At 52.5% G+C, this 11530-nt stretch carries 11 protein-coding genes; 2 read left to right on the plus strand and 9 right to left on the minus strand.

The features are described 5' to 3' along the window. The first annotated feature begins 55 nt into the window (after positions 1–55). Both KCG43_RS17020 and KCG43_RS17025 read left to right on the plus strand, forming a co-directional pair. Positions 56–265 carry a YaeP family protein gene (locus KCG43_RS17020; RefSeq protein ID WP_192017591.1) on the plus strand — a complete coding sequence of 70 codons (210 nt, stop codon included), beginning with the start codon at positions 56–58 and terminating at the stop codon, positions 263–265. After that, on the plus strand, positions 262–450 hold the full coding sequence (locus tag KCG43_RS17025; RefSeq protein ID WP_192017590.1) for a DUF4250 domain-containing protein: 189 nt from the start codon (positions 262–264) through the stop codon (positions 448–450). The genes KCG43_RS17020 and KCG43_RS17025 overlap by 4 nt, the downstream gene beginning before the upstream one ends. Before the next feature lie 72 nt (positions 451–522). Here KCG43_RS17025 and KCG43_RS17030 read toward each other — a convergent pair whose 3' ends face one another. The 9 genes from KCG43_RS17030 to fabZ all read right to left on the minus strand — a co-directional run bounded on the left by KCG43_RS17030 (position 523) and on the right by fabZ (position 11516). Continuing rightward, positions 523–1872, minus strand: coding sequence for a sodium-dependent transporter (locus KCG43_RS17030; protein WP_218386455.1), 1350 nt, complete (start codon positions 1870–1872; stop codon positions 523–525). Positions 1873–2046: 174 nt separating this feature from the next. Then, on the minus strand, positions 2047–2355 hold the full coding sequence (locus tag KCG43_RS17035) for a cytochrome c (protein ID WP_192017588.1): 309 nt from the start codon (positions 2353–2355) through the stop codon (positions 2047–2049). 70 nt (positions 2356–2425) lie between these two features. Continuing rightward, positions 2426–3736 (minus strand): tRNA lysidine(34) synthetase TilS, encoded by a 1311-nt coding sequence (gene tilS, locus KCG43_RS17040; protein ID WP_218386499.1) that lies wholly within the window; start codon positions 3734–3736, stop codon positions 2426–2428. A gap of 165 nt (positions 3737–3901) precedes the next feature. Then, positions 3902–4861, minus strand: coding sequence for an acetyl-CoA carboxylase carboxyl transferase subunit alpha (gene accA, locus KCG43_RS17045; RefSeq protein WP_218386457.1), 960 nt, complete (start codon positions 4859–4861; stop codon positions 3902–3904). Positions 4862–4917: 56 nt separating this feature from the next. Continuing rightward, positions 4918–8397 carry a DNA polymerase III subunit alpha gene (gene dnaE, locus KCG43_RS17050; protein ID WP_218386459.1) on the minus strand — a complete coding sequence of 1160 codons (3480 nt, stop codon included), beginning with the start codon at positions 8395–8397 and terminating at the stop codon, positions 4918–4920. 85 nt (positions 8398–8482) lie between these two features. After that, positions 8483–9100: a ribonuclease HII gene (rnhB, locus tag KCG43_RS17055; protein WP_370630708.1), complete on the minus strand. Its 618-nt coding sequence runs from the start codon at positions 9098–9100 to the stop codon at positions 8483–8485. A 13-nt stretch (positions 9101–9113) separates the two neighbouring features. Then, positions 9114–10274, minus strand: coding sequence for a lipid-A-disaccharide synthase (gene lpxB / locus KCG43_RS17060; protein ID WP_218386463.1), 1161 nt, complete (start codon positions 10272–10274; stop codon positions 9114–9116). Position 10275: 1 nt separating this feature from the next. Beyond that, positions 10276–11064: an acyl-ACP--UDP-N-acetylglucosamine O-acyltransferase gene (gene lpxA / locus KCG43_RS17065; protein ID WP_192017582.1), complete on the minus strand. Its 789-nt coding sequence runs from the start codon at positions 11062–11064 to the stop codon at positions 10276–10278. Then, complete coding sequence (gene fabZ, locus KCG43_RS17070; protein ID WP_027251674.1) at positions 11061–11516, minus strand: 3-hydroxyacyl-ACP dehydratase FabZ; 456 nt, start codon at positions 11514–11516, stop codon at positions 11061–11063. The genes lpxA and fabZ overlap by 4 nt, the downstream gene beginning before the upstream one ends. Between the last annotated feature and the right edge of the window lie 14 nt (positions 11517–11530).

Below are 11530 nucleotides of genomic sequence, written 5' to 3' on the forward strand. Positions count from 1 at the left end.
TAGCCGATAGCGGTAAGCTCTGACTCATCTTTCGTGACCATAATCAGGAGACACTATGAAAGTCGCTGACTGCTGCGAGCTTGTCCGTCAGAGTTACAGCCAGATTGGCAGTGGAGATCAGGGCTATATCCCTGCCGCGATTGCCTGCGCCGTACGTGCTTTAAATAATGTCGCGGCCAGCTCTGAGGTGCCGCAGTCCATCCGAGATCAAGCAGCCTTTGCCGCTGCAAATTTATTGATCAGTGATCACGAGGACGCAGAATGAATCTGAAAACCTTCGACACCATGGATCCTGTCATGCTGATGAGCATCGTCAATATGAAGATACGCGATGAGTTTGGCGATCTGGACGCTCTGGTCCGCTATTACGAGATTGACAAAGATAAACTGATCGCCAGGCTTGCTACTGCCGGATTTGACTATTTACCCGACGCCAGGCAATTTCGCTAAATACCGCAACACAAAAAACGGAAAGCCAGGCTTTCCGTTTTTTGTGTTGCGTGATGTTCTAAAGCGATTGAGTTAGCTGAAAGAAGACACCAAGACCGCGATGACCAGCACAGGGCAAACAAACTTCAGATACACAGGCCAGATTTTCCAGAACAGCGACTTCTCCAGTTCCGGGCTACCTTCGCTCAGCTCTTTCAGTTTACGGTGACGAGACCATACCCAACCACCAAACACAGTGAACAACAAGGCCGCTACGGGCTGGAAATACTGGGTGGCTATGGTCGCCACCAGGCCAAACAGCTGGCCAAAGTTAAAGATAATCACCGCACTGAATACGGCAATAACCCCGCCCAAAACCCAGCTTGTCGCTTTACGGTCCGTTTCAAAGCGCTCACTGACCAAAGCCACCGGGCACTCCAGCATTGAAATCGAAGACGTCAGCGCCGCAATGGTCATCAAGACAAAAAACACCAGTGCAATCAGCTGACCGGCAAAGCCCAGGCTGTCAAACAGCAGCGGCAGTACGGTAAATACCAGGGTATCCGATCCCAGCAACGAACCGTCTTCAGCGTATATCGCCACCCCTTTCTGCATGGCAACAAACATCGCGGGCAGCACCACCAGACCGGCGATAAAGGCCACCGCCGTATCAACCAGGGTGACGCTCAGTGCCATTTTAGGCAGGCTCTCTTTCTTGCTCAGGTAAGAGCCGTAAATCAACATTGAGCAACCGCCGATCGTCAGGGAGAAAAAGCCCTGCCCCATTGCTGCCAGCAATAGCTTAGGTTCCAGTACCTTACTGAAATCAGGAATCAGATAATGCTTCAGGCCTTCCATTGCCCCATCCTGAGTCATGATGTAGACAAACATCAGAAGGAAAAGCACAAACAGCGCCGGCATCAAGCGGGTAGACCATTTTTCAATTCCCTGCTTCACCCCGCTTTGTACGATCAAAATGGTCAGCAAATAAAAGATAGCCGCACCAAACAGGTTACGAGAGACAGAAAAACCTTTCAGCCAGGTGGTGACATCTGCCATTCCCAGAATATCGGTAACAGCCGCCAGCAGAAAGGTTACCAGCCAGCCGGCCACTATGCTGTAAAATGCCAGCACCAGACAAGGAACCATCAGGCCAACCCAGCCCACCAACGCACCCGCACGCTTTGCTGTCGGGTTATCGCTCAGGCTTCGCATACTGTCTACCGGGTTAGCCTGACCATAACGACCAATCGCCATTTCAACGATCAACATAGGAAAAGCCACCACCAGAATCATCAGGAGATAAACCAGCAGGAAAGCGCCGCCACCATTACTGGCCGCTTGAGTGGGGAACCCCCAGATGTTACCCAACCCTACCGCTGCTCCTGCAGCCGCGAGGATAAAGCCTATCCGTGAGCCAAAATGTTCGCGTGTTCCTGCCATGCTTTACAACCCTACCGTATCAGTGAACTAGTACAATATATTTATTGGTGGATTTTATCAATGCCAGTGAATCCAACTGGTCAATATTACAGCAACCAGAAGATTGTTTAATCGCGAAGAGAATGAAGGGAGTTTATCCGCCCAGCCCCGCCGGGCGGATACGGGTGGCCGTTACTACATTTGCGAGAAGTAAGCCGCCAGATTATCAATATCTGTATCACTCAGCATTGCAGCCTGCGCCTGCATCAACATGGCGTTGCCACCATTTCGTTCTTTATTCTTGTAAGCTTTCAGGGCATAAACCAGATACTGCTCATTCTGGCCATTCAGGTTGGGATAGCCCGGAATCAAAGTCTTACCATCAGCACCGTGGCAGGCGGCACAAATAGCGGCCTTTCCCTTACCGGCCTCGGCATCACCTGCAGCCATAACAGGAAGTGAAAATAGTGCCGCAGCCAGTGTCAGCGTCATTGCTTTTTTCATAAGATCCTCATTATTTTACTTATATCGACATTCAAACACTGATTGACTATCTACATTCCTGACCCCGGTGTCAGTGTAGGTGATCACACTTCCAGACTAACTCGCATTCATTGCCTTCAAAGCCTTCGACCACAAATAAGCCCGCCACCGCGGCCAGTTTGTCACCATAAAACAGTAAGGGTGTCTGGCGCCGACGCCAGCTGGGCACCCCATACTCTTGAAACAGCTTTTTCAGCTTGCGGCTGCCTGCACGCCCCAGTGGTTGTGCCTGCAGACCACTGGGGTCAAAAGCAACCCACACCCGCTCACCCGGCTCAGGGCTGCGCAGATGTCCGCCAGACAGACTGCTGAGTGTAATAACGCCCAGCGAAGCCGGTAGCGGACAAGGGATATCCGGGGTGATCTCCCGGCGCCATTCCGTCACATCCTGCCGGGGCCGGACCGCATATAAACGAGACTGAAAGCGGCGTATATCGTATCCGCTCAACGACACACAAGGGTTAGCGTCTTCACGAGCCAGGCAGACCGCCTGCCAGATTTGTTCCAGTTGCGCTTTAGAGGGAACAGACAGGTTCTGGTGCTGCAACCAGAGACGCACCAGCGCTCTGCCCTGTTTCTCGTCCGTCACTGTGCTCAGATCTATGCTGCCGTCTGGCGCACTCATCTGATGAAGTTTGTCTGTCAGTAAGGATTCCAGCAATGACTGCTGCTCGCCGCACAATGCGGCGCTTCGTGCTACAGCCTGCCGTAATCCCGGCCAGCGTGATGTCAGTGCCGGCACAATGTCCAGCCGCAAAAAATTACGATCAAAACGCCTGTCCTGATTGCTCTCATCGTCCACCCAGTCCAAATGATGCTCATTGGCATAGGCTTGTAACTCGGCGCGGCTGACATCAAGCAAAGGGCGTAGGTGTAAGCCATTGGCAAAGGGTTTGACCTCGGGCATTGCAGCCAGACCGGCAGGGCCACTGCCGCGCTTTAACGCCAGCAAGACAGTTTCCAGCTGATCGTCGGCATGCTGCGCGGTCAGCAGGTACTCCTGAGACTGAACATACCCCGCCAGTGCGTCATAGCGAGCTTCTCTCGCGGCCTGTTCCAGACTGATACGGCTACCCGACGGCACACTGACTCGTTCCCAGTGAAAGGTCACCCCATCTTTCTTCGCCCAGGCTGCGCACTGTGCTAACCAGCGATCCGCATTCGGGCTTAAGCCGTGATGCACATGCACAGCAATCGACTGATAATGCGGATACTTTTGTACAAACCGACTCAAAAGATGCAGTAAAACACGGGAATCCAGTCCGCCGCTGAGCGCAAGAACAAGCTGTGATGGCTGCGGGCAAAGGCGCAAGAGGGTGTCAGAGAAATGAGTAAACAACATAAATGTCAGCAATTCTGCTCTGTGATCTGTGGCAATAAGGCTATCTTATATCAGTGCAGTGCCAGGTGTTAGTGCTGCTTTGGGCCCGTGTGCAACAACGACGCGCAACAGATAGCAAAACGGGCCGCCTGTGGCGACCCGTTGATCTGTATCCGGAAGTGCTTATCAGCAGTAGCCGTAACTCAGCAAACGCTGATAACGACGCTCCCGCAGGCTGTCATCATCCAGGCCTTCCAGATCGTTCAGTGTATTAAGCAGTTGCTGCTTGATCCGCGAAGCCATCACAGGCACGTCACGGTGCGCGCCACCGAGAGGCTCTTCAATGATGTTATCAATCAGACCCAGCTCTTTCAGACGATTGGCTGTCATACCCATAGCTTCTGCAGCCTGAGGGGCTTTATCAGAATCACGCCACAGAATCGACGCGCAGCCTTCCGGGGAGATCACTGAATAAGTCGAGTATTGCAGCATATTCACGCAATCACCGACACCGATCGCCAGTGCGCCGCCAGAGCCGCCTTCACCGACCACGTTACAAATCACAGGTACGCTCAAACCGGCCATGACTTTCAAGTTCATAGCGATGGCTTCAGACTGACCGCGTTCCTCGGCACCCACACCAGGGTACGCGCCTGCTGTGTCTATAAAAGTGATGATCGGCATGCGGAAACGCTCAGCCATTTTCATCAGGCGCAATGCCTTACGGTAGCCTTCAGGTTTAGGCATACCGAAGTTACGCAATACTTTTTCACGGGTCTCTCGGCCTTTCTGATGGCCAATCACCATAACCGGACGGCCATCCAGACGGGCGATACCGCCGATCAGGGCTTTATCGTCGGCAAATGCACGATCACCGGCCAGCGGATCGAATTCAGTAAAGATATGCTCGATATAATCCAGCGTATACGGACGCTGCGGGTGACGGGCCAGTTGTGCGACCTGCCAAGCGCCCAGATCGCCAAAAATCTTTTTGGTCAGTTCCAGGCTTTTTTGTTCAAGCTGTGTAATTTCTTTGTCCAGATCAACCGAAGCCGATTTATCACGGTGCGATACATCGCGCAGTGCTTCAATTTTGGCTTCTAGCTCGGCAATGGGTTGTTCAAAATCAAGGAAGTTCAGGCTCATACCACTTGTAATCCTTTGTCCATTATTAGCAACCTGTCTGACAGGTATCGGACTCATTAATTAAACTCAAATTCGACTTGCTGCTCGCCCAGTAACACTTTGAGATCAGTGATTAAATCATCACTTGGCGTTATCCGCCACTCTGTGCCAAGGGTAAGTTTAGCGCGTGCATTCGAACGCTGATAATAAATATTCACCGGGACAGTACCTGCCCGATGCGGCTCCAGCGCTTTGCTGAAACGCTCAAAAAATGTGTGATCAATCTGCCCTTCAGTCAGCGAGATAGCAAGACCCCGCAGGTGCTTTTCTCTAGCGTCAGAAATATCAAGGACTTCACGTGCAGACATTTTAAGGCCACCATTGAAATCATCAAAGCTGACCTGTCCGGAAACGACCAAAATCCGGTCTTTTTCAATCAGATCGAGATATCGATCCAAAGCATCGGAAAACAGCATAACTTCCATGCGCCCCGATCTGTCATCCAATGTCAGCACTCCAATCCGGGTACCGCGCTTGGTTGTCATAACCCGGGCGGCGATAACCAGTCCGGCAATCGTCACTACCTTATCACGCCCTGTCGGATGGGCATCTTTCAGGCGCCAGGTGACATAGTGCTTAAGCTCACGCACATAACTGTTGATCGGGTGGCCGGTCAGGTACAAGCCGAGCGTGTCCCGCTCGCCTTCCAGCCAGATTTTTTCTGGCCATTCCGGAATATTGGCGTACGCTTTTTCCACTTCTTCCGGCGCTGCTGTCAGCACGCCGAACATATCCGCCTGACCAAATGCCTCGGCCTGATGGTGCTGGCCAGCGGCTTTCAGGGCGTCGTCCAATGTTGCCATCATCGCCGCGCGGTTGGGTCCGAGACGATCCATCGCACCGGCTTTGATCAACCGCTCCAGAACGCGTTTATTGACCTTCTTGGTGTCTATTCTGGCACAGAAATCAAATAAGTCCTTAAAATGGCCGCCTTTTTCCCGTGCCGCAATAATATTCTCTATCGGGCCTTCACCTACCCCTTTAATAGCGCCTATGCCATAGACAATGGCACCCTCATCATCAACGGTGAAGCGGTAAAGCCCCTTGTTAACATCCGGCGGCAGTATTTGCAGATTCATGCGCTGGCATTCTTCCACCAGGCCGACCACTTTATCGGTATTATCCATGTCGGCGGTCATTACCGCAGCCATAAATTCAGCCGGATAATGCGCCTTCAGCCACAGAGTCTGGTAAGACACCAGGGCATAGGCGGCCGAGTGTGATTTGTTGAAGCCGTAACCTGCGAATTTCTCTACCAGATCGAAGATCTTCATCGCCAGCTCGCCGTCGACCCCGTTATTCACGGCGCCGCTTTCAAACGTGGCTCGCTGTTTCGCCATTTCTTCCGGTTTTTTCTTACCCATAGCACGGCGCAGCAAGTCAGCACCGCCCAGGCTATAACCGGCCAGGACCTGGGCAATTTGCATGACCTGTTCCTGGTACAGAATAATGCCGTATGTCGGCTCCAGAATCTCTTTCAGCGACTCGTGCTGATAAGTGGCATCGGGATAAGAGATTTCTTCACGACCATGCTTACGGTCGATGAAGTTATCCACCATGCCTGATTGCAGCGGGCCAGGACGGAACAGGGCCACCAGTGCGATCATGTCTTCAAAACAGTCCGGCTGCAGGCGCTTGATCAAATCTTTCATGCCGCGCGATTCAAGCTGGAACACCGCGGTGGATTCTGAGCGTTGCAGCATGGCGAACGATTTCTGATCCGCCATCGGGATAGCCGTAATATTGACCGGCGGCTTGCCCTGAGCTTCCAGGCGCGGGTTAATCATGCCCAGCGCCCAGTCAATAATGGTCAGCGTACGCAAGCCCAGGAAGTCGAACTTCACCAGCCCCGCGGTTTCTACATCGTTCTTATCGAACTGTGTGACCGGATGATGGCCTTCAGCGTCACAATACAGCGGGGCAAAATCTGTAATTGTGGTCGGCGATATGACCACCCCTCCGGCGTGTTTACCGGCGTTTCGGGTTACCCCTTCCAGCACCCGGCACATGTCGATCAGATCTTTGACTTCTTCATCGGCTTCGTACACTTCACCCAGCTGCGGCTCGGCCTCAAAAGCTTTTGCCAGTGTCATGCCCGGTTCTGCCGGAATCATCTTGGAAATGCGATCGACAAAGCCATAAGGGTGGCCCAGTACCCGGCCCACATCCCGGATAACGGCTTTAGCCGCCATGGTGCCAAAAGTGATGATCTGGGATACCGCATCCCGGCCGTACATTTCGGCCACGTGATCTATCACCTGATCCCGCTTATCCATACAGAAATCGATATCAAAATCAGGCATGGATACCCGTTCCGGGTTCAGAAAGCGTTCGAACAGCAGGTCAAAGGCCAGCGGATCGAGATCCGTGATATCCAGCGCATAAGCGACCAGGGATCCTGCACCCGAGCCCCGCCCCGGGCCAACGGGCACACCGTTCTCCTTCGACCACTGGATAAATTCCATGACGATCAGGAAGTAGCCGGGAAAACCCATCTGGTTGATCACTTCCAGTTCAATATCCAGACGTTCGTCGTATTCAGAGCGACGGTTTTTGCGCACTTCTTCATCCGGGAATAAGAATTCCAGACGTCGCTCCAAACCTTCTTTAGACTTCAAGACCAGGAAATCTTCCGTCGTCATGTCACCGGTCGGAAAGTTTGGCAGGAAATATTCACCTAACCGGACCGTTACATTACAGCGCTTGGCAATTTCTACTGAGTTTTCCAGGGCTTCCGGAATATCAGCAAACAGCTTGCACATTTCTTCTTCACTGCGCAGATATTGCTGAGCACTGTAATGTTTGGGACGGCGGGGATCGACCAGAGTATAACCATCATGGATACAGACGCGGATTTCATGAGCATCGAACTGATCCGGGTTGATAAAACGCACATCGTTGGTTGCCACCACAGGCAAGTCTGCCTGCGCGGCCAGTTCAATGGCAAAATGCAGGTACGCTTCTTCATCCGGCCGGCCGGTACGGACCAGTTCCAGATAATAATTGCCGGGAAAGTGTTGCTGATAAAAGGCCACACAGCGCTCTGCCGCCGCCTGGTTGCCTTTGAGCAAGGCCTGTCCGACATCTCCGGTTTTACCGCCAGACAACAGGATCAACCCCTGCTTCTGCTCAACCAGCCAGTCGCGGTCAATCACAGGCATGTGTTGCACATGCCCGCGCTGATAGGCACGGGATATCAGCAAAGTCAGGTTTTTATAACCGTCATTGTCTGCCGCCAGGACAGTGAGATCAGACAGCTCATCGCCATTCTCATCGCTGCGCACTTTGAAATCCGCACCGATAATAGGCTTCACCCCCGCGCCATGGGCTGCGAAATAGAATTTCACCAGGCCGCACAGGTTAGTGAAATCTGTCAGGGCCATTGCGGGCATGCCCAGCTCTGCCACTTTCTTGACCAGAGGCGGGACCTTACTCAGGCCGTCGACCATGGAAAAGTCACTGTGGATGCGCAGGTGTATAAAGCGTGGTTCTGCCATGATGATGTCGTCAATTCAGCGGTTAAGACACAAACAGGGGTTGAGTCTAAAATGATTTTTCGTCAACGCAAGTGCCCGAAAGCCATTACTTCAAATTTTGCGCAATTCGCTCTCGAACTGGCTTAAAACTCTTACGGTGCTGCTCAATCGCGCCGTATTTTTCCAACGCCGCAAAGTGTGCTTTGGTCGGGTAACCTTTGTGCTGGGCAAACCCGTAAGCAGGGTACTGCGCATCCAGGACTTGCATTTCTCTGTCGCGGGTCACTTTGGCCAGAATCGAGGCAGCACTGATTTCTGCCACCCGCATATCACCTTTCACCACGGCCTGGGCCGGCACAGGTAACGATGGCACATGGTTGCCGTCGATCAAGACATAATCGGGCTGTACAGACAGGCCAGCAACCGCTCGCTGCATCGCGACCATAGTAGCCTGCAGGATATTCAGCTCGTCAATTTCTTCCGGCTCACAGCGGCCCAAAGACCAGCTCAGTGCTTTTTCCTGAATGTCGTCAAACAGCGCCAGCCGCTTTTTCTCACTCAGCTTTTTCGAGTCAGCAAGCCCGACTATAGGGTTGGCCGGATCGAGTATGACAGCGGCTGTCACAACAGCACCGACCAGCGGCCCACGGCCAACCTCATCCACACCCGCAATCAATCGGGCATCCGGGTATACAAAGGGTTCGTATTGCATAATGTGTTTCACTCTGTCCGGTAAATTAACACCGGCCACTGCTAGATGACTTACCGATTAAGGTCAGCACGGCTTCGGCAGCCTGCTTATCCGCATCACACCGGATAAGCTGGTGCAGCCGGGTAAATTCGTCCATCAGCGGCTGGTTGTCGGCTGTCAGGCTTTGCTCAACTGCCGCGGCCAGTTTCTCTGGCACACACTCTTGCTGCAATAATTCAGGCACCAGTTCTTTGTCCGCCAGAATATTGGGTAATGACACATATTTGGTCTTGAGCATGCGTTTGGCTAACCAGGCTGTCAGCGGTTTGACTTTATAGCCCACCACCATTGGACGCTTAACCAACATACATTCCAGCGCCACGGTACCGGAAGCCAGTAACACCGCATCTGACGCCGTCATGACATCGCGCGCGGTATCATCAACCAGAACAAAATCCAGTTCGGGCGCTGTCGCCTTCCACGCCTGTTCAAACTGTTCCCGGCGTTTCTGGTTCACCAGCGCCACCACAAAACCCAGCTCTGGCTGTTTCGCTTTCAGCAACTGGCAAGCCTGAATAAACGGCTCTGCCAGCAGACCCATTTCACCGCCACGGCTGCCAGGTAACACGGCCAGCCAGCGTTTATCGCTGTTCAGTCCCAGTTTTTGCCGGGCAGCGGCTTTGTCTGTCTCTAATGGAATGGCATCCGCCATGGTATGACCGATGAATTCACACGGAACGTTAAATTTATCGTAAAAGGCTTTTTCAAAGGGCAGGAAGGCCAAAACCAGATTGGTCGCGGCTTCAATTTTGAAGATCCGCTTCTGCCGCCAGGCCCAGACCGACGGGCTGACATAATGAACGGTTTTAATACCCTGACATTTCAGGTCTTTTTCCAAGCGCAGATTGAAGTCAGGCGCATCAATGCCCACGAACACATCCGGCGGATTGGCTGAAAAATACTTAACCAGCTCGGCTTTAATGTGAAACAGACGAGGCAGCCGACCGACAACCTCGACGATCCCCATGACCGCCAGCTCTTCCATATCAAACAGAGCTTCGCAGCCCAGCGCCTGCATGCGCGGTCCTGCAACGCCAACAAACTCGGCATCCGGATAGCGCGCTTTGACCGCTTCAATAAAGCCGGCCCCTAAAATATCGCCGGAGATCTCCCCGGCGACAATTCCAATTCGAAGAGGCTTGCTCATATCAGCGAATAATTCCGCGTTCGGTATTGTTCAGAGCATCCAGCAACAGGCCAACCGACGGCCAGTCTTTCACCATCTCTTCCAGTACCGGCTTCACCTCGGCCTGCGTTTTACCCGAGCGGTAAATCTCTTTATAGGCACGGCGCAAGGCATGAATTTCAGGCTTTTCAAAGCCATTACGCTGCAAACCCACAATGTTCAGTCCAAACGGTGTGGCATGGTTACCCTGAGCCAGTACATAAGGCGGCACATCCTGCACCACGGCAGAACAGCCACCGACATAGCTGTACGCACCCACATTACAGAATGGGTGGATGGCTGACAGTGCCATCACGCCGGCGTAATCGCCTACCACCACATGGCCACCCAGAATTGAGTTGTTACCAATATGGGTGTGATTACCAATCACGACGTCGTGAGCAACGTGGGCATTGACACACAGCAGGTTGTCATCGCCAACAATAGTCACGCCTTTATCCTGTACCGTGCCGCGATGGATCTGTACGCTTTCGCGGATCACATTGCGATCACCAATTTCCAGGCGCGTCGGTTCACCGTTGTATTTCTTGTCCTGGCACTCTTCACCGACAATTGCATAAGGAAAAATGCGATTATCCTTGCCTATCGTGGTCGGGCCTTTGATCACAACGTGTGACATGATCTCGTTACCGTCGCCAATTTCGACATCTTTGCCAATGTAGGTAAAAGGGCCAACGGTAACATTGGCTCCGATTATCACACCGTCTTCAATCACCGCTGATGGGTGAATTTGTGCTGTTTCGTGAATCATGAAAACTCTCGTCTCGCGCATTTCAACTCAGCAGAACACACAACATCGCCGTCCACTTTCGCAATGCCATTAAACATGGCAATACCGCGGCGCTCTTTCAGGAATTCCACTTCAATTACCAGCTGGTCACCAGGGCCAACGGGTTTACGGAATTTCGCATTATCAATGCTGGCAAAGTAATACAGTTCATTTTCTGCCGGCGCACCAAAGGTTTTAAACGCCAGCAAGCCAGTGGCCTGTGCCATGGCTTCAAGAATCAGTACACCAGGAAAAACAGGCATTTTCGGGAAGTGGCCGGTAAATTGCGGCTCATTGACGGAAACGTTTTTAATCGCTGTCAGTGTTTTGCCTTCTTCGTAGTTAACAACACGATCAACCATCAGAAAAGGATAACGGTGCGGAAGAAGAGCTTGGATCTCGGTGATATTCAGCGTTTTGTTTTCGCTAGTCAAAACTGCATTCCTGT

Source organism: Photobacterium sp. WH24, from assembly GCF_019204055.1.
Lineage (GTDB): Bacteria > Pseudomonadota > Gammaproteobacteria > Enterobacterales > Vibrionaceae > Photobacterium > Photobacterium arenosum.

Coding starts and splice junctions, on each gene's coding strand:
- dnaE (WP_218386459.1), bottom strand. CDS start 8,397: ATGGCAGAACCACGCTTTATACACCTGCGCATCCACAGTGACTTTTCC.
- lpxB (WP_218386463.1), bottom strand. CDS start 10,274: ATGAGCAAGCCTCTTCGAATTGGAATTGTCGCCGGGGAGATCTCCGGC.
- KCG43_RS17030 (WP_218386455.1), bottom strand. CDS start 1,872: ATGGCAGGAACACGCGAACATTTTGGCTCACGGATAGGCTTTATCCTC.
- lpxA (WP_192017582.1), bottom strand. CDS start 11,064: ATGATTCACGAAACAGCACAAATTCACCCATCAGCGGTGATTGAAGAC.
- tilS (WP_218386499.1), bottom strand. CDS start 3,736: ATGTTGTTTACTCATTTCTCTGACACCCTCTTGCGCCTTTGCCCGCAG.
- KCG43_RS17035 (WP_192017588.1), bottom strand. CDS start 2,355: ATGAAAAAAGCAATGACGCTGACACTGGCTGCGGCACTATTTTCACTT.
- accA (WP_218386457.1), bottom strand. CDS start 4,861: ATGAGCCTGAACTTCCTTGATTTTGAACAACCCATTGCCGAGCTAGAA.
- KCG43_RS17025 (WP_192017590.1), top strand. CDS start 262: ATGAATCTGAAAACCTTCGACACCATGGATCCTGTCATGCTGATGAGC.
- KCG43_RS17020 (WP_192017591.1), top strand. CDS start 56: ATGAAAGTCGCTGACTGCTGCGAGCTTGTCCGTCAGAGTTACAGCCAG.